At 62.7% G+C, this 17,186-nt stretch carries 14 protein-coding genes; 7 read left to right on the forward strand and 7 right to left on the reverse strand.

Features of this window, described 5'->3' with window-relative positions; genetic code table 11:
- Window positions 1–184: 184 nt before the first annotated feature.
- A complete protein-coding gene (gene glmU, locus BLR35_RS08555; RefSeq protein ID WP_090380439.1) occupies window positions 185–1,366 on the reverse strand; it encodes a bifunctional sugar-1-phosphate nucleotidylyltransferase/acetyltransferase in 1,182 nt (393 codons plus the stop codon).
- Between the two features lie 360 nt (window positions 1,367–1,726).
- On the opposite strand from glmU, the gene BLR35_RS20955 reads away from it, so the two are divergent.
- On the forward strand, window positions 1,727–1,936 hold the full coding sequence (locus tag BLR35_RS20955; RefSeq protein WP_090380442.1) for a DUF7563 family protein: 210 nt from the start codon (window positions 1,727–1,729) through the stop codon (window positions 1,934–1,936).
- Window positions 1,937–1,983: 47 nt separating this feature from the next.
- Here the strand turns inward: BLR35_RS20955 and glmM are convergent, their stop codons facing one another.
- Window positions 1,984–3,330, reverse strand: coding sequence for a phosphoglucosamine mutase (glmM, locus tag BLR35_RS08565; RefSeq protein ID WP_090380444.1), 1,347 nt, complete (start codon window positions 3,328–3,330; stop codon window positions 1,984–1,986).
- 219 nt (window positions 3,331–3,549) lie between these two features.
- Here glmM and BLR35_RS08570 point away from each other — a divergent pair, with 219 nt between their 5' ends.
- Complete coding sequence (locus tag BLR35_RS08570; protein WP_090380447.1) at window positions 3,550–3,831, forward strand: MarR family transcriptional regulator; 282 nt, start codon at window positions 3,550–3,552, stop codon at window positions 3,829–3,831.
- Between the two features lie 4 nt (window positions 3,832–3,835).
- Here BLR35_RS08570 and BLR35_RS08575 read toward each other — a convergent pair whose 3' ends face one another.
- From BLR35_RS08575 to BLR35_RS08585, 3 genes are all read right to left on the reverse strand, one after another.
- Window positions 3,836–4,846: a lipid II:glycine glycyltransferase FemX gene (locus BLR35_RS08575; RefSeq protein ID WP_090380450.1), complete on the reverse strand. Its 1,011-nt coding sequence runs from the start codon at window positions 4,844–4,846 to the stop codon at window positions 3,836–3,838.
- Complete coding sequence (locus tag BLR35_RS08580) at window positions 4,843–6,471, reverse strand: alkaline phosphatase family protein (protein WP_090380451.1); 1,629 nt, start codon at window positions 6,469–6,471, stop codon at window positions 4,843–4,845. Before BLR35_RS08580 ends, BLR35_RS08575 begins: the two co-directional genes overlap by 4 nt.
- A gap of 172 nt (window positions 6,472–6,643) precedes the next feature.
- Window positions 6,644–8,326: an ATP-binding protein gene (locus tag BLR35_RS08585; protein ID WP_090380454.1), complete on the reverse strand. Its 1,683-nt coding sequence runs from the start codon at window positions 8,324–8,326 to the stop codon at window positions 6,644–6,646.
- A gap of 185 nt (window positions 8,327–8,511) precedes the next feature.
- Here BLR35_RS08585 and BLR35_RS08590 point away from each other — a divergent pair, with 185 nt between their 5' ends.
- Together BLR35_RS08590 and BLR35_RS08595 are read left to right on the forward strand one after the other, a co-directional pair.
- Window positions 8,512–9,045, forward strand: coding sequence for a GNAT family N-acetyltransferase (locus BLR35_RS08590; protein ID WP_090380457.1), 534 nt, complete (start codon window positions 8,512–8,514; stop codon window positions 9,043–9,045).
- A 98-nt stretch (window positions 9,046–9,143) separates the two neighbouring features.
- The gene (locus BLR35_RS08595) at window positions 9,144–10,538 is read left to right on the forward strand and encodes an ATP-binding protein (protein ID WP_090380460.1); all 1,395 of its coding nucleotides are present in this window, start codon (window positions 9,144–9,146) and stop codon (window positions 10,536–10,538) included.
- A 42-nt stretch (window positions 10,539–10,580) separates the two neighbouring features.
- Here the strand turns inward: BLR35_RS08595 and BLR35_RS08600 are convergent, their stop codons facing one another.
- Window positions 10,581–12,530, reverse strand: a complete 1,950-nt coding sequence (locus BLR35_RS08600) for a DEAD/DEAH box helicase (RefSeq protein WP_090380463.1) — start codon at window positions 12,528–12,530, stop codon at window positions 10,581–10,583.
- Between the two features lie 192 nt (window positions 12,531–12,722).
- On the opposite strand from BLR35_RS08600, the gene BLR35_RS08605 reads away from it, so the two are divergent.
- Together BLR35_RS08605 and BLR35_RS20645 are read left to right on the forward strand one after the other, a co-directional pair.
- Entirely contained in the window at window positions 12,723–14,453 is a 1,731-nt protein-coding gene (locus BLR35_RS08605) for a methyl-accepting chemotaxis protein (protein ID WP_090380467.1), read from the forward strand.
- A 78-nt stretch (window positions 14,454–14,531) separates the two neighbouring features.
- Complete coding sequence (locus BLR35_RS20645) at window positions 14,532–14,708, forward strand: hypothetical protein (protein WP_170830997.1); 177 nt, start codon at window positions 14,532–14,534, stop codon at window positions 14,706–14,708.
- On the opposite strand, the gene BLR35_RS08610 is transcribed toward BLR35_RS20645, so the two are convergent.
- Window positions 14,701–15,672 (reverse strand): transcription initiation factor IIB, encoded by a 972-nt coding sequence (locus tag BLR35_RS08610; protein ID WP_090380469.1) that lies wholly within the window; start codon window positions 15,670–15,672, stop codon window positions 14,701–14,703. The two genes, BLR35_RS20645 and BLR35_RS08610, sit on opposite strands and share 8 nt — an antisense overlap.
- Before the next feature lie 725 nt (window positions 15,673–16,397).
- On the opposite strand from BLR35_RS08610, the gene BLR35_RS08615 reads away from it, so the two are divergent.
- Window positions 16,398–16,997, forward strand: a complete 600-nt coding sequence (locus BLR35_RS08615) for a DUF7344 domain-containing protein (protein WP_090380472.1) — start codon at window positions 16,398–16,400, stop codon at window positions 16,995–16,997.
- Window positions 16,998–17,186 lie beyond the last annotated feature (189 nt).

The raw sequence follows: 17,186 nt of genomic DNA on the forward strand, positions 1-17,186 counted from the left end.
CGACACCACCCCCGTAGCCCACGTCCGCACAGCCTCGATCGAACATCGCTCACACTCGGCAACGCTGGAATCGACGCTGGAGGAGTGCGGTGATCGTGAAACGGTGTGGTACCGATCGTCACTCCTCCGCGTGAAGTAACTACACCATTACTTATTAATTATACACTTGATGAATCCGGGACGGCTATCGATCTCGTTCGACGACTTCCCCAGGGGCCGTCGTCGCCTCCGTTCCGAGTTTCAAACCGGGCGTCAGACTCGAGTTGATCCCCGTTTTGACCCTGTCACCGACGACGACGCCGAACTTGCGTCGCCCGGTCGAAATCCGCTCACCTTTCACCGTGAATTTCACGTCCCCGTCGTCGTGTCGGAGGTTCGCCACCGTCGTTCCCGCCCCGAAGTTGACGTCCTGTCCGAGAACGCTGTCGCCGACGTACGAGAGGTGATTGACCGACGTTCCAGCCGAGAGGACGCTGTTTTTGATCTCGACTCCGTTGCCGACCGAGACGTCTTCACCGATCAGCGTCGCACCCCTGACGTAGGCGTTCGGCCCGACGGTCGCACCCGAACGGATTAGGACCGGTCCCTCGATCACGACGCCCGGCTTCACCGTCGCACCCGGTTCGACGACGACGTCACCCTCGAGGTGGGCCGAATCGCTCACGTCGCCCTCGATTCGCCGGTCGAGGTCGCCGAGTTTCCACTCGTTTGCCTCGAGCAACTCCCAGGGCCGGCCGACGTCCATCCACCGATCGAGCGTCACCGGCGTCACGGCGAACTCTTCGATGACGCGTGCGAGAACGTCCGTGATCTCGTGTTCGCCACGCTCGCTCGCGGGCACCTCGAGCCAGTCGGCTGCCTTCTCGGGGAAGGCGTACGCACCGGCGTTGGCGAGGTTGGTCGGTGGATTCGCGGGTTTCTCGACGATACCCGATACCGTCCCGTCGTCGGTGCTGAGCACGCCGTAGTTGCTCGGTTCGTCGACCTCGACGGCACAGACGGCCGGCCGTCGTTCGAAGAGCCGTTCGATAGCGTCCGGATCATACAGGTTGTCGCCGTTGAGGACGGCGAAGGGACCCTCGAGGTGTTCTCGAGCCGCGTTGACCGCGTCGGCAGTGCCGTTCTGTTCGGTCTGGACGGCGTAGGAGACGGGGACGCCGCGCCGTTCGGAGCCGAAGAAGCTCTCGACTTCGTCGGCCTCGTAGCCGACGACCAGGACGATTTCGTCCGCGCCCGCGTCTATCGCCGCGTCGACGGCATGAGCGGCGAGCGGCCGATCCGCAACCGGTAGCATCGGTTTCGGAACTGCGTCGGAGAGCGGTCGAATACGTGTCCCTTTGCCCGCCGCGAGAACGACTGCTTTCATGCTGCGGGCTACAGCCAGTTCGGGGATAATTATACAGCAGCTACTTGTTTCTCCGTTCGTTCGTCCCGACGTCGTCTCGTTTTCATCCGTTGCGATACGTCACCGTCGACCCCGTTTTCCGCTCCCTGCTTCCCACCAGCTCGTCCGTCGCTCTCGAGTCGCCAGTTTCAGGGGTGAATCCGGCCCGTAAAGAAGTTATTACTGGTTGGAAATAAGGAATTTCTGACTCGAGAGCCGGTCAGGAGGCCGATATCTGAACTGGTCGAATCGGTCACTAACACCGGAGAAATCCGAGACTAACGAGATCGAATCGAGTTATGCACTCTATAGTAAATACCCTTCTGTGGCAACGGGTTGGTGATGTCGACGGAACCATCCGATGCGAAGTGGACGCCGATGACGACTCGAGAGCACACGAGCGCCCCCCGATGTGTCAACTGTGGGAACCAGGTCACCCCTCAGTTCGCCAAGGTGTTCGGTGACAACCGCGACGTCGTTCACGCGTGTCCGGACTGTGCGACGTATCGAGAGATGAAAACGTCCGATTTCATACCGAAAGAAGCCAGATAACCGACGAGCGCTCGTACAGTACGGCGGGCCGTTCGCTCGACCGAGTTTCACGTCGGGGCCGAGGTCTCTTCGATCGCGCGGTCGACGGTCTCGTTTGCTTCCTCGAATATCCGGTCTGCATCCCCCTCGGACCGGGCCTCTGCCGTAATCCGGACGAGCGGTTCGGTCCCGCTCGCACGGATCAGGAACCACCCCGCTTCCGTTTCGACGCGAACGCCGTCCAGCGTGTCGACCTCGTCGTATCGCTCTTGCACTCGCGTTCGAACGGCGGCGACGGCACCCCGTTTGTCTGCGACCTCGAGTGACGTTCGCCGGATCGGATACCGATCGATTTCCGCGACGAGTTCCGAGAGCGGACCGCGGTTCGCGACCAGTTCGACGAGTTTGGCGGCGGCGAGCGGTCCGTCGGGACACCGGCTCTCTGCGGGCCAGATCCAGGCACCGCTTGGCTCGCCGCCGAAGACGACGTCGTCCTCGGTCGTTCGTTCCGCGACGTAGACGTCGCCGACACGGGTCCGGGTCACCGACGCACCTGCCTCCGTGAGCGCGTCGTCGACGGCGAGGCTCGTGTCGACGGGCGCGGCGACTCGAGGCTCTGGTTCGTCGCATCCTTCGACCGCGGCTCGAGCGAACAGGGCGAGCAGCGCGTCTTTCGGGACGAACGTCCCGGTCTCGTCGACGGCCATCGTCCGGTCGGCGTCGCCGTCGTGAGCGATTCCCAGTTCGGCGTCGGTGTTCGCGACGAACGTCGCGAGCGTCTCGAGGGTGTCCGCGTTGGGTTCGCTCGGTCGGCCGGGGAACGAGCCGTCCGGCTGGCCGTTGAGTGTTCGAACGTGACAGCCCAGTTCATCCAGGACGTCGGGCGTAATTCCGCCGGCACCGTTCCCGAGGTCGACGACGACGGAAGGCGTCCGATCGAGCGAGACAGCCTCGACGATCTGTTCGGCGTGAGCCTCCCTGACGTCGTTCCGTCGGCGTCGCGTCCCGAGTTCGTCCCATCGGACGGTGTCGTACTCCGCCTCGCGAATCCGACGCTCGATTGCCTCGCGCCGGTCGGGGCCGAAGGCCTTCCCCGACGGTGTCCAGAGTTTGATCCCGTTGTCCGTCGCCGGGTTGTGCGAGGCCGTAACCACGATTCCCGCGTCGGCCTCGAGGGGAGCGATCGACTGGGCGATCGTCGGCGTCGACTCGAGGCCGACGTCGATGACGTCGGTACCACACTCCCGGAGCCCCGCGGCGACGGCGTCGACGAGCATCGTGCCGCTCTCCCGAACGTCGCGCCCGAGGACGACGGTGTCGAACCCCTCGGAGGCGACCGCACGCCCGACCTCGAGTGCGAGTTCCGCCGTCACGTCCTCGCCGACAGTTCCGCGAATACCGCTCGTTCCGAACATACCAGTCGGTGATGACACCAGTCGCCTTACTATGCGGTGACTACCGACTGAACTATCGGAACCGTCCGTTCCTGGCCGCCGAAGCAAGCAAACACGGGCGATCACGCCTACCACTAGCGACGACGATGCAGCCAGTTCACTGGACGTTAGTTCGACCCTATATTTCTGAACTGTCTGTGCCGTATATACGAGTCGCCGGCGTACGACCGATAGCTCCCCATGAGTGCCACCGACTCCGACGTCGACGTCGAGGAAGGAAACCACGAACGACCGTCTCACGCCTCTCACGACTCCATTTCCGAACTGCCGCCCAGTGCGAAACTCGTCTACAAAGTCCTCGAGTACGAGGATCCACTGACTCAGGAGCAGATCGCCGCCGAATCACGGCTCTGTTCTCGCACCGTCCGCTACGCGCTCGACAAACTCGAGGGGGCAGAACTGGTCGATAGCCGGGTCTGTCTCGAGGACGCCCGCCAGTCGAAGTACTGGATTCCCGAGTGAGATTTTATCGTAGTTTTCGGTACCGGTCGACGAGGACGTCGAGGCCAAACGCACCCGACGTGATCGTGTAGTTAGTCTCGAGTCGCGGGTTGAACTTCGCCTTGTAGCGGTTGATGCTCGGCACGCCCGCGCCGACGAGGTCGTATCGCTCGAGTCCGTCCTCGAGTCCGTCCCGCATCACGTGCCAGTCGAGCAGGTCGTTGATCGCCAGATCGACGTCCGTGTCCGGTTTGACGCCACCCTGCCACCGGTATCTGGTAGTATCGGACTCGACGACCAGGATGCCGCCGACGAACTCGCCGTCGACGCGACAGACGTACGGCCGGATCGACCCGTCTGGTAGCGTCGCGTGGGCCGCCTGCGCGAAGTCGGGACTCAGGTGAAACGGCTGGCCCTGGCTCTCGTAGCGGCGTGCGACCTGCTCGACGATCCGAGCGACGTCGTCGTTACCGCCTTCCTCGACGACGTACTCGTCCTCGTCGGCGTTGCGGATGTTGTTCCGTGCATCGCTGCTGAACCGCTTTGCCAGTTCCTCCTTGGACCCCTCGAGATCGACGACGTACGTGTAGCCCGGTTCGACGGCATACCCGTTCCAGACGAACGGCCTGACGTCCTCGAATTCGGCGGCCACGATCTTGGTGTAGTGGGGCGAGATTTCGCGTTCGATCCACTCGATCGATCCCTCGAGGAATCGTTTGATCCGGCGGTCCGCCTTGCGTTGTTTGAGTTTGTCGACGTTCAGCGTCGCGGGCCCGAGGTAACACGACCACGACCGTGGCGCTGGAGAGAACGCACCGCTGATCGGCCCCCGCTCGTAGGAGAAAATCGGAAAGAGGCCGACGGCTTCCTGGCCCTTGAACCCCGCTATCAGGTGTGGCGTCGTTCCCGTGTCCTCGGCCTGTAGCCGCAACGCTTCCGCCCGGAAGAACGGGTTCGTTCCGTCCGATCGCTCGACGTAGCGGTTCCACTCGTCGGCGTCGGTCCAGGGGTCGAGCGTCGTGACTTCGATACTCATAGGTATCCGAGGTCGGAGAGTCGGTCCTCGACCATCGCCTCTTCCGTCGCCGTGGGTGCCTCGGGCTCGTAGGCCGGATACTCGGCTTCCGTACCTGCCTCGACGATCGGTAACGGCTCCCCGTCCATCGCGGCGTCGATCGGGACGTCGAACAGCGCACAGATCGTTGGTGCGACGTCGAAGATAGTCGGGTTCGCATCCTCGAGTGCGTTCTCTTCGAACGCAGGCCCCGACGCCGCCACGATCCCGGTCCGCTTGTGGTTCCACGGTTCCATCGGCTCGCCGAACTGCTCTTTGCCGAGGTCGGCGACGACGGCGTTGTCGAACGCAGCCGGCACCGTTACGACGTCGGGTGCCTTCTCGACGTGTGGCCCCTCGAAGTACGTCTCGCGCGGTTCGACCGCCTCGAACATCGGCTCGCCGTCGGGCGTCCGAACGCGTTCCAGTTTCTCGATCACCTCCTCGCGGACCACCTCGTACTCGGACTCGGGTACCTGGCCGTTCGGCTCGCGCCCCTCGAGGTTGATCCGGACGCCGAGTTCGCTCTTCGAGCGCATGTAGACCCGTGATTCGGGGAAGTCGACCTGTTCGCTCGCCGCTCGGATCAGGTCGTTCGGGACGCGACTGCCGATCGGTTCCTTGAGGCCGACGCGATCGAGTGCGGTCGCAACGCGCTGTGTCGTGACGCCGAACCGCGCCGCGACGTTCATCGCCTTCTCCGCGATACTTTCCTCGTGGTCGCCGGCGTCCTCTCCCTCGAGGAGGTCGTTCTCCCAACTCTTCGACCAGGTGGGCATGCCGCCACCGTTCTTGTGACTCGTCAGGTAGCCGCCCTCGCGAAGGAACTCGTTGATCCGGAACTCGTGACCGGATACTTTCCCCATCCCGTGATCGCTGACGATCAGGACGTTGTCGGGGTCCGTTTCTTCGAGCGTCTTCTCGAGTTGCTGATCGACAGCGGAGTAGACGGCCTCGATCGCCTCCCTGTCGCCGGGGCGTTCGTGGAAGACGGAGTCGGTCACCTGGAACTGCAGGAAGCCGAACTCGGGTTCCATCCGTCGACAGAGATACCGAAACGCCTTCCCACGGCATTCGACGGTTCGTTCGTACCCTTCGATCGACTGATCGGGTTCGGGACCGCTCTGGGGATAGACGCGGTAGCCGCCAGCAGCCATCTCGACGTCCTCGAGGATTCCTTCGGGGTGGCAGTCGGGATCCTCGGGTGCGGTCATCCCCGGGATCAACGCGCCGTCGAACTCCCGTGCCGGATGCGTGACCGGCAGGTTGACGACGACGCTCGTAAAGCCGTGTTCGCTCAGAAGCTCCCAGACCGGCCGTTCCCGAACGTGCGTCGAGTTCACGACGTCCCAGTCGTAGCCGTCGAACGAGAGGAAATCGTAGACACCGTGTTTGCCGGGATTCTTCCCCGTGTAGAGCGACGGCCAGGCACTCGCCGTCCACGGCGGGATCTGGGACTCGAGCGGTCCGTTCACCCCCGTTTCGAACAGCCGCTGAATCGTCGGCACCGTCCCCGACTCGAAGAGTGGCTCGAGGACGGGCCGGCAGCCGGCGTCGAGCCCGACGACGAGCAACTCGAGATCGGTTTCGGCGGTCGTATCCGTCATAGACCACCGGTTCGTGCGTTCGTGCTTTGTTATGCGAGCGTTTTGGAACTGTAGGCCGGGTCTTCCGTGGACGATCCGCGATGCCCGAATCTGTAGCCGGTCAGCGCCGGTGTCAGTAAGCGTTGGCTGTCGTTCGTTCGATGCCCGTACAGGGCATAAAAGAGCCGGGAAGTCACTCCTCGGCGGTCGAGAGCAGGTCCGATCGCACCTCGTCCGCGAGTGCGTAGGACCGTTCACCCTGCCGGTCGAGAACCGATTCGGTACGCAGCTCCGAGAGTAGCCCCTGGACCGCGACGGTCGACCGGTCGACGCGACTCGCGATCGACTCCGCGTCGAGGGGTTCGTCGCGCGCGAGAACAGCGAGGACCCGTCTGGCCGTCTCGACCGTACACTGTGACTGCTCGCTCGCTCGCTCGAGTCGATCACCGAGCGGACTCGACGCCATCGCTTTCACGTGTGATTCGTCGATGGTCGAGCGGTCCCGTTCCGCCTCTACCACTTCGTCGTCCTCGTCGGACTCCTCGTTCGGCCACGTGTAGCCGAACTCCAGAGAGTCGCCGCCGACCTCGATGATGGTCTCCTCGTCGTCTTCGCCGTCCTCGAGGTCGCGGACACGTTCGCGCAACCGCTCGTTTTCCTCGCGGAGCCGATCGATCGTCTCCGATCGGGACTCGAGTTTGTCCTCGAGTCTGGCGGCGTACTCCTCGTACTCTTCGAGTTCCGCCTCGAGTTCGTCCCGTTCTTCCTCGAGATCGACGATCTCCTCGTGTAGCTGACGGACGTCCTCACCACCGGGGCCACCCTCGGGGAGTTGCGTCTGGATCGTCTCCGGGCGGGTCAACGCGTCTGCCATCTGTTTGGCCGCACTCGAGACGTCCCGTGCTGACTCGAGTTCGTCCTCCAGGGTCTCGATACGTTTCTCTTTCTTCTCGAGTTCGTTCTCGAGTTCGAGCACTCGGTCCTGTTCGCGTTCCTTGCGTTCGGAGATCTTCTCGAGGTCGCCGACCAGGGAGTCCGAGACGGACTTGAGGTCGGGCCGCTCGAAGTCGTCGAGTCCGGGTGTCGCGCCGGCGTCGAAGGTGCGCTTGCGGCGAAACTGGACCTTCCGGACGTCGGCCTCGTCCCAGTCGGTCTGGACGAACGCCTGGCCGTCGTCCAGATCCGAGACGAGTTCCGAGTACTCGGTATCGATGATCCGGCCGACGACTTTCGTGTCGTTGTTCCAGGTCAGGCGGTGCCAGACGAGCCAGTTCGCTTGCGTGATGAAGTCCTTCTTGACGTCTGCTGGCCGCTGGCTGATTCCGAGGATGCCAAGTCCGTGCTTGCGGCCGCGTTTCCCGATCTTGATCAGCAGTTTGCCGGTTTCGCCGACGCCGCCGCCCTCGGGGATGTACTCGTGGACCTCCTCGACCACCAGCAGGAACGGCTTCTTCAGCTTCTTCTCCTTGACGAACAGCTGGCGGGCGACCTTCCGGAGCAGTTCGTCCGCGACCTCCTCGTCGAGATAGCCCGAAACGTCGAGAATGATCGGGACGTTCTCCTCCAGGGCGAGTTCGGCCATCTGTTCTGCGTGCTCGGGACCGATCTGGATGTCACACTCCTCGTCGGCTCCCGCGTGGAGCATCTCGTACTCCTCTTTGAGCCCGTAGTACTCGCCGTCGGTGTCGACGATCAACAGCGGGAAGCCAGCCTCGAGCAACTCTTCGGCGATGACGGAAGCCGTATTCGACTTGCCCGACCCGGACTTGCCGGTCACGAATCCGCGACCGGTCAGCAGTTCGACGACCGGCAGCCACAGGTCGTCTCCAGCGTCCGTCTCCCCGACGAGAATCTCCCGCTGGGTGTCGTCGCTCACCGGTCGGTCACCTCGAGCGCGAGTTCGGTCGCGACCGCGTCGTTCATACTATCTGTACAGTTCGGATACGATACCTTGAATATTGGCCTCGACCGCTCGGGTGGTCGTCGCTCGAGACCGTGGCGGCGACCGCGATATGACCGTCGGGAATAGAGTTAATGTTCTGGAGTATTTATTTTCCTAACATGACTGGCGCAGTCTTTCTCGAGGAAGAAACAGTCACCCTCCGAACCATCGAAACCGAAGACGGGGAGTTCGTCCAGCAGACGTTCAACGATCCGAGAGTGCGCCGTTGTCTCTCCATGTACTCGCCGATATCCGGCCACGAGGAACGGGAGTGGATCGAATCGATCGGTGACGACGACGGCGTCCATCTGCTCGTCTGCGTCGACGGCGACCCCGTCGGAACCGCCTCGCTCGACTCGCCGAACGAAGCCTGGGGATCAACCGAGATCGCGTACATGATCACCCCCGAGGAGTGGGGCAACGGGTACGCCACGGACGCGGTCAGGTGTCTCTGCCGGTACGCGTTCGACGAACGACGACTCAACAAGGTCTACGCACGCGTCTACGAGACGAACGTCGGATCACAGCGGGTCCTCGAGAAGGTCGGCTTCGAGAAAGAGGGGACGCTCCGAAAGGAAGCGTTCGTCGAGGGCGAGTATATCGACCTCTACCGGTACGGGCTTCTGGCAGAGGACTCGAGTTTCGATTCGTGATCGGTTCTGGGAGAGGAGTACAGGAGTAAAATCCAAATTAGTAAAATATCGATTTAGATAATCCATATTATTATCTTGGCGCAGTCCAAATAGCCAGTATGACTCATCCGCGTTTCGTCAACCGAGAGGACGAACTCGAGTTCCTCAAGTCACGATTCGAGAGTGAGCGAGCTGAACTCATCGTCGTCTACGGCCGGCGTCGACTCGGGAAGAGCGCACTCGTCCGGGAAGCGATTCGAACGCGCGGCGACGCCGTGTACTGGCAGGCAACCGAAGAAACGGCAGCCGTCCAGCTCGAGGATTTCGCGGACACAGCAGCCGAGACGTTCCCGGTGGTCGAAGACGTCAAACGCGACTGGGAAGCACTGTTACGAACACTTGGACGTCAGGACGGGATCGTCGTTCTCGACGAATTTCCGTACCTGATCGAATCCGACGACGCGCTCCCGTCGAAAATTCAACGCGTCTGGGACACGCACCTCGAGGACACTTCGGCGACAGTCGTGCTCGTCGGATCGTCGATCAGCGTCATGGAGGAGAAGGTGTTGGGCGGTGGGAGTCCGCTGTACGGTCGTCGAACGGGCTCGATCGATCTGCCACCGCTGTCCCTATCGGATGCGAGACGGTTCTATCCGGAATCAGGGCCAGATTCGGTCATTCGAGCCTGGGGCGTGTTCGGCGGGACGCCGTACTACTTGCAGGCGCTTACACCGTCTGTATCGCTCGAGGAGAACGTCCAGCGCCACGTCCTGTCGGAACACGGCGTTCTCCACAACGAACCCGAGTTCCTGCTTCGAACGGAGTTCGGCATTCAGAATCCACAGACGTACTACACGATCCTTCGCGCGATTGCCAGAGGCAGGCGCGAAGCGAACGAGATTGCCGGCTTCGCCGGTATCGATTCGAACTCGCTCGGCGCGTATCTCTCGAAACTGCGCCGGCTTCGACTCGTCGAGCGCGACATTCCGGTTACGGCCGATCCGAAGACGACCAGAAAGAGCCGATATCGTCTGAAAGAGCCGTTGTTTCGGTTCTGGTTCCAGTACGTCTACGGCCAGCAGGAGAAACTCGTTCAACTCGGTGACGACGCGTACGAACAGCTGGTCGAACCGACGTTTTCCGAGTATACGAGTGAGATGTTCGAACGCGTGTGTCAGCGAGCCCTCCCGGAACTCGTTCCGAAAACGTACCACGGCATCGGTTACTGGTGGCACGACCACCACGAACTCGACGTGGTTGGCCTGGGCGGGGACGGGACGCTCGTCGCCGGGGAGTGTAAATACACGTCCAGACCGATGGACGAAGGCGATCTCGCCGATCTCGAGCGAAGCGCTGCACAGGTTCGATGGACGCCGCCGGACGGCGGTGATCCGGCGTATCACTACTGCTGTTTCTGTCGCTCCGGGTTCTCGGACGGACTGCGTCGAACTGCCGAAAGCCGGGAGGACGTTTCTCTGTTCACGCCGGCGGAGATCGTAGATGCGTGCCAGTAGGCCTAGTACCGTTCCAAAGTCGACTGATGGGTCGAACCGCCACTACACTGTCTCGCTCGAGTCGTCGCTAGTCTGTTCTCGCTCTACGGTCTGCTCGCGAACGGTCATTCCCTTCCGGCCGAGATGCTGTAACTGCCGTCGTGCGAACTCCTCCTCTCGAGTACCACGCGTCGCGAGCACGTAGACGAGCGCGCCGCCTGCGGGTCGCATCGTTCGGCCGGCCCGCTGGGTGCCCTGCCGTCTCGAGCCGCCCAACCCCGAGGCGACGATGGCCAGATCCGCGGTGGGGAGGTCGATCCCCTCGTCGCCGACGCGCGAAACGATCAGCAGGTCGCGTTCGTCGCGGCGGAACTCCTCGAGCAGCCGTCGTCGTTCGTGATGAGGCGTCTCGCCGCTGAGGAAGGGGACGTCGAGTGCGTCGGCGAGTTCCCGTCCCTGGTCGAGGTAGTCGACGAAGACGAGCGCCTTCGCGTCGTGGTGCTCTCGCAACAGGAATCGTACTTCGTCGATCTTCCCGCGGTTCTCCGCGGCGATCCGGTACCGTTCCCGGCCGTCGGCCGACGAGTAGGCGTTTCGCTGTTCGTCGTCGCCCCACGGCACGTACCGGATCTCGAGTTCGGGTTCGGCGACGAAGCCGGCCTCGAAGAGGGCCTGCCAGTCGGTGCCGATCGGCGGGCCGACGAGCGTGAAGATCTCGGTCTGCCGGTCGTCCTCGCGGATCGGGCTCGCGGAAAGTCCCAGGCGGTGCTGGGACTGCAGGTGCGTGCTGCGGCGGTAGACGTCCGATGGAACGTGCTGGCACTCGTCGAAGACGACGAGTCCCCACTCGCGGTCGTCGAACAGCGAGCGGTGGCGATCCATGCCGGCGATCTGGTAGGTCGCGATCGTCACCGGCCGGACGTTCTTCTGGCCGCCGTGGTACTGGCCGATCTGGTGTGGTCCGAGGCTGGTGTACTCCTCGATCGTCTCGGCCCACTGGCGTGCGAGGTCGCGACTCGGCACCAGGACGAGCGTCTCGCCGCCGACCTCTGCCATCGCGCCCATTGCGGCGACGGTCTTGCCGCTGCCCGGCGGCCCGACGAAGACGCCCTCCCCAGCCTCGGCGAAGCGATCGACCCAGGTTTGCTGGTAGTCACGCAGAGAGACCTCGAGGTCGACGTCGAGCGCCTCGCCCGAATCCAGATCGCGATGGTCCTGGACGGGGTAGCCCGCCTCGTAGAGGATTCGCTTGATCGCAGCCTCGGCCCCCTCGCGAACCCAGTCCTCGGTGTCGGAGATCGGCGCGTGGACGTGTTCCTCGTCGAGTTTCTGCCGGGCGACGTTACCCATCACTTCGGGCGTCTGAGCCTCGAGGACGGTGTAGCCGTCCTCGTGGGTGTAGAGCCGGAACTGGCGGGCGCGATCCCACTGGCTGCGGACCCACTCCTCGAGTCGCTCGGATCGCTGGCCCAACGCCTGACGCATCGTGCGTTCGAGGTCGTCGAAATCCTCGTGCGGGGCCTGCCAGACGTCCTCCGGTCGCACGACGTAGCGATACCCCTTCTCGCCGTTGCCGTCCGCGAGGTGGGCGAACTGAGACAGTTGCGCGCGCGTGAACTGGGTCGGCCGGTCGAGGACGATCTCGCGACGTTTCGGGAAGACGACGACGCGCTCTTTTTCGGTCAGGTCCTCGAGCTCCGAGGGGTACCAGACCACTGGGTCGTTCGAGACGGAGAGACGCTGGACTGCGCCACGGTCGGCGAGTTCCTCGAGTTCCCCGCTGACGTCCTCCTGGGGGCGATCGAGGGCGCGGGCGACGCCGTCGGCGGTCAGCACCGGTCGGCCTGCCTGCTGGCAGGCGTCGTGGAATCGGTCGATAGACAGCCGATCGGACTCCCCGTCTGCCGTACTGTCGGGCGACGACTCGTTGCCTCGAGCAGGTGGCGTCTCGTCGTCCGTGTGGTTCGTTTCTCGACCACCGTTCCCGGCGTTCGAGGATCGTTCGTCGGTCACTGGCGGGCCGTAACGTCGGTGCAGGTAAACCGATTTCGCTCGCGGGAGCCGTGGCCGGCGAACCGCTTTCGCCCGGACTACTGCCACACTTCCGACGAACGAACACGTTCGGAGATGGGTTCAAGTATCACTCGTTCCAACCGACTGGAAATAGCCAGCGTGTTTATATATCGATCGTCGGATTGCTTTCGTATGGCAACTGCTTCGAGCGACCGGGCCGACGTCGCCGACGCCGGGTTCGGTCCGATCCGCAACCGGTACGAATCGGTCCTGTGGGGGACGATGGACCGGCTGGGAGTTACCGAGAGTATCGAACGGAAGATGTTCGCAGCGGTCGTTCTCCAGTTTCTCTCGACGATCGCCGTGTTCGCGCTGCCACTCGTCTTTCTCGGCCCGCGCGAAGCGTTCGCGGTGTTCCCGACCGCACAGATCGTCCTCACCGCCGTCGTCTTCCTCCTCGCCGTCGTCGCGTTCGTCAACACGCTGTTGATCGCCCGGAGAGACCTCATCGAACCGCTGCTGGAGATCAACACGGTCGCAAACGACATCGCTGACGGGCAACTCGAGATGCAGCCGGTACAGCGACGACAGCGCGACGAAGTCGGCGAACTCCAGCACTCCGTCGCCGAGATGCACACTTCGCTGACGACTGTCGCGAGCCAGGCCGACGCGCTCGCACGCGAAGAGTTCGACGCCGACGTCCTCGAGGAGACGGTCCCTGGGGAGTTCGGCGAGTCCCTGGAGGAGATGCAAACCGGACTCGAGAACCGCATCGAGGAACTCGAGGAGAGTCGCGAACGAATCGAGCGCCAGCGTGAGGAAGTCGAACGGCGGAACGCGGAACTCGAGGCCGACGCCGAACGCTGTCGAGCGGTGTTACGGCAGTGTGCGGACGGCGATTTCACACACCGGGTCGAGGTCGAAAGCGACCACGAGGCGATGGTCGAGATCGCCGACGGACTGAACGCGATGCTCGACGACGTCGCGGATACCCTCCACAGCATCCAGGCGCTCGCCGACGAGGTCGACGAGGTCGGAACGGAGGTTTCGACGAGCGTCGCCGAGATGGAGACGGCAAGCGCAGAGGTGAGCGAGTCGTCCGAGGAGATTTCTATCGCGACCGACGAACAGAACGACCGATTCGAGGAAGTACTCGGCGAGATGAGCGACCTCTCGGCGACGATCGAGGAGATCGCGTCGACGGCCGATGGCGTCGCCGACGTCTCGAGTCGGGCCGCGGATAACGCCCTGGACGGCCGGGAAACCGCGAGCGACGCGCTCGAGGAACTCGATCGGCTCCAGCGACGATCTAGCGCAGTCGTCGACCAGATCGAAGCGCTCGACGAGGAACTGACCGAAGTGACCGAAATCGTCACGCTGATCGACGAGATCGCCGAGGAGACGAACCTGCTCGCTGTCAACGCCTCGATCGAGGCTGCTCGTGCGACCGGGGACGGCAGCCGGTTCGCCGTCGTCGCGAGCGAGATCAAGTCGCTGGCCGAGGAAACCGGCGACGCGACCGACGACATCGATTCGATGGTCACCGACGTCCAGACGTCGGCCCAGGACGCCGTCGAGGAGATCAGCGCCATGCAACAGGACGTCGTCGACGGAACCGAGACGATCGAAGAGAGCCTCGAGGTCCTAGAAGAGATCGCCGACGACGTCCAGGAGGCAAACGAGGGCGTCCAGTCGATCAACGAGGCGACCGACGAACAGGCTCACTCGAGTCAGCAAGTCGTGACGATGGTCGACGAGGCGACCGAACAGAGCGAACAGACGCTCCAGGAGACCAGCAGCGTCGCCGCGGCCGCCGAGGAACAGACCGCCACGATCTCGGAAATTTCCCACGCAGCCAGGTCGCTATCGGAGACGGCCGCCGAACTGAACGGCCAGCTCGAGGAGTTCACCGTCGAAGACTGATCCGAGTCGACGCTCGACCGGACGACGTTTTGGCGATCTGGCGAACAGTATATCCGAACGGCTAGCATACGCTGCGATATGTTCCGTGCCATCCTGCCCGAGGGACAGATCCTGTGTGATCGATACGAGCACGTCGAGAACGGTCTCGAACTATACGACGAGGAGGATACGCTCGTTGCGTTCGTTCCCTACGCCAACCTTCACGCGCTGGTCGACGAGGAAGTCTACGGCGAAGACGATCGGTCGATCATGTAGCCGGCGTCTGGTCGATCGCGTCCAGCTGTTCCCGGTATCTGTTTCTGACGGTGACGACGGTCGTCTGTGCGGTTTCGGCGACCGCGCGTTGCGGGATCGTCTCGTCACAGAGCAACCCAGCCGCGTAGATCGCCGCCGCCGCGAATCCGGTCGGTGACTTCCCGGAGTGAAGCCCCTGCTCGGTCGTCTCGTCGATGATCTCGATCGCTTTCGTCTCGACGTCTTTGTCGATATCCAGTTCCGAGCAAAACCGGGGCACGAACTGGCGCGGGTTCGTCGGCTCGAGATTGATGCCGAGTTCGTCCGCGATGTACCGGTACGTTCGGCCGATTTCGCGCTGGTCGACACGGGAGACGGCAGTTACTTCCTCGAGGCTGCGCGGAATGTCTTCTTTGCGACAGGCAGTGTAGAGGGCGCTGGTCGCGACGCCTTCGATCGACCGGCCACGGATGAGATCCTGCTGGAGCGCACGGCGATAGATGACACTCGCGGTTTCTTTGACCGGGTTCGGGACGCCGAGTGCGCTGACCATCCGGTCGATCTCCGAGAGCGCGTACTTGAGATTGCGTTCGCCGGCGTTTTTCGTCCGGATTCGCTCCTGCCAGACCCGGAGCCGGTGGATCTGGCCGTGTTTGTCGGCCGACATCGACCGGCCGTTGGCGTCCTTGTTCCGCCAGTCGATCGTCGTCGTCAGCCCACGGTCGTGCATCGACTGGGTCAGGGGCGCACCGACTCGAGAGAGTTCGTCGTGTTCCTGTGCGTTGAACGCACGCCACTCGGGGCCGTAATCGATAGGATCTTCTGTTAAGACGAGCCCACACTCGTCACAGACTCGCTCGCCGCGGTCGGGGTCGTGGACGATCGTGTCGGTTTCACAGTCGGGACACAGCTCCGTTCCTCGTTCCCGTTCCTGTTCTCGTTCGCTGGACTCACTTCTGGCATGATCGATGATGGGCTGTGTCATCCGTAGCGGAGACAATTCTGCGGTCACTGTAAGGGGCTCACATGGTTTCATAGGAAACCCCGACTTACTATTGCAGGTCGAAAGGAGAGTTCGACGCAGGCCTGACCCGTCTCCCGGGTCGTCGGGCCCGCGCCGACGACGTGTCCCATCGGTCGTCTCCGGGTGAAGCGACCGCGAGTGATCGCTCCGACCCATCAATTTCTATGGGAACGCGACACATGAATCGTGACGATTGTTACGCCCTTCCCCGGGTGTAAATCATCAGTTCATCGCGTAAATTCTCCTTTCGATACCAAACTGTCGCTCGAATTTATGTCGCTGGAGTCGAAGGTCGGACTAGTGACGAGTTGCCGATCCGTTCATCGACGTTCACCGGCGTATCGCTGGATTCGTCCCGATCCCGAAGTACGATACAAATACGCGGCCCAAATCGGACGATACCAGCGATCTACGAACGCCACCCTCGACCACCAGCGATCGCGCCATCGGCCGCTATCGAGAGCTACTGGACGAAGCCGTCCCGTACTCACTTTGCAGCCGATGCGAAACGTGGCCGTGCTTAAGAGTGTCTCTGTTGGTGTACAACTTGGTGTGTCAATCGTGACTGCGAATCGCCGTCTGGAAGTACAGCGGTCGCTGCCGGGGTCTCTGTCCGGTAGCGTTCTCGACCGCAAATGCTGGCGGAGTCGGGTTCGAACTGCCCTATCCGCCGGAGGGACACGATAATGTCCTCGATCGATACCTCACTCCCCGACGAAATCGCATCGTCGGTCGGCGAGTCCGAGGACGACGAACGCCTCTCGAAGGACGTCATTTTCGAACTCCTCAAGAACCGCCGACGTCGAGAAGTCCTCGCTTACTTGCTCGAAGCCGAGGAAACGGTCACGCTCGGTGAACTCGCCGAGCAGATCGCTGCCTGGGAGAACGACACGGACGTAAACGCCCTGAGTTCCGACCAGCGAAAACGGGTATACGTCGCCCTCTACCAGACTCATCTTCCCAAGATGGACGACGCCGGCATCGTCGAATACGATCAGGACCGGGGCTTGATCTCGCTGTCGGACAACGCCGACCTCCTGATGATGTATCTCGATACCGACTCGCATCAACAGGACCGATGGGACCGCTGGTACGGCGTACTGAGCGCGGTCGGCATCGTCCTCGTCGGCGGGGCGTTCGTTGGCGTTCCGCTGCTGGCTGCGATTCCGACGTTCGGAATCGCCGCCGCCGTCCTCGTCGCACTCTTTGGACTCTCGGTCGCTCACGCCGTGACGAACCGAAAGCAAGAACGCAACGTCAACGGCAAACTGTCTCGGATCGAGTAACCGACGACACCCTCGAGTCGGACCCGTTCTCGCGTTACGTAGCTTTGGTCTCTCTCAGGTCAGTTCAGGAAGGACTTTTATTCACCCCTACCGTACAGTCATCTGGCTCCCGGCGACCGTCATCCAGTACCGGAGCAGTTCGCGTGCCAGCTTGCTGTTCCAGGCGCGGGAGCCACCTTTACTCTCGGC

It is taken from the genome of Natronobacterium texcoconense (genome assembly GCF_900104065.1).
Lineage (GTDB): Archaea > Halobacteriota > Halobacteria > Halobacteriales > Natrialbaceae > Natronobacterium > Natronobacterium texcoconense.

What these genes read in the sequence shown, in the direction of transcription:
- BLR35_RS20955 (WP_090380442.1), top strand. Translation starts at nt 1,727, where the DNA reads ATGTCGACGGAACCATCCGATGCGAAGTGGACGCCGATGACGACTCGA.
- BLR35_RS20645 (WP_170830997.1), top strand. Translation starts at nt 14,532, where the DNA reads ATGTTCCGTGCCATCCTGCCCGAGGGACAGATCCTGTGTGATCGATAC.
- BLR35_RS08575 (WP_090380450.1), bottom strand. Translation starts at nt 4,846, where the DNA reads ATGAGTATCGAAGTCACGACGCTCGACCCCTGGACCGACGCCGACGAG.
- BLR35_RS08610 (WP_090380469.1), bottom strand. Translation starts at nt 15,672, where the DNA reads ATGACACAGCCCATCATCGATCATGCCAGAAGTGAGTCCAGCGAACGA.
- BLR35_RS08580 (WP_090380451.1), bottom strand. Translation starts at nt 6,471, where the DNA reads ATGACGGATACGACCGCCGAAACCGATCTCGAGTTGCTCGTCGTCGGG.
- BLR35_RS08570 (WP_090380447.1), top strand. Translation starts at nt 3,550, where the DNA reads ATGAGTGCCACCGACTCCGACGTCGACGTCGAGGAAGGAAACCACGAA.
- glmM (WP_090380444.1), bottom strand. Translation starts at nt 3,330, where the DNA reads ATGTTCGGAACGAGCGGTATTCGCGGAACTGTCGGCGAGGACGTGACG.
- BLR35_RS08605 (WP_090380467.1), top strand. Translation starts at nt 12,723, where the DNA reads ATGGCAACTGCTTCGAGCGACCGGGCCGACGTCGCCGACGCCGGGTTC.
- BLR35_RS08615 (WP_090380472.1), top strand. Translation starts at nt 16,398, where the DNA reads ATGTCCTCGATCGATACCTCACTCCCCGACGAAATCGCATCGTCGGTC.
- glmU (WP_090380439.1), bottom strand. Translation starts at nt 1,366, where the DNA reads ATGAAAGCAGTCGTTCTCGCGGCGGGCAAAGGGACACGTATTCGACCG.
- BLR35_RS08595 (WP_090380460.1), top strand. Translation starts at nt 9,144, where the DNA reads ATGACTCATCCGCGTTTCGTCAACCGAGAGGACGAACTCGAGTTCCTC.
- BLR35_RS08590 (WP_090380457.1), top strand. Translation starts at nt 8,512, where the DNA reads ATGACTGGCGCAGTCTTTCTCGAGGAAGAAACAGTCACCCTCCGAACC.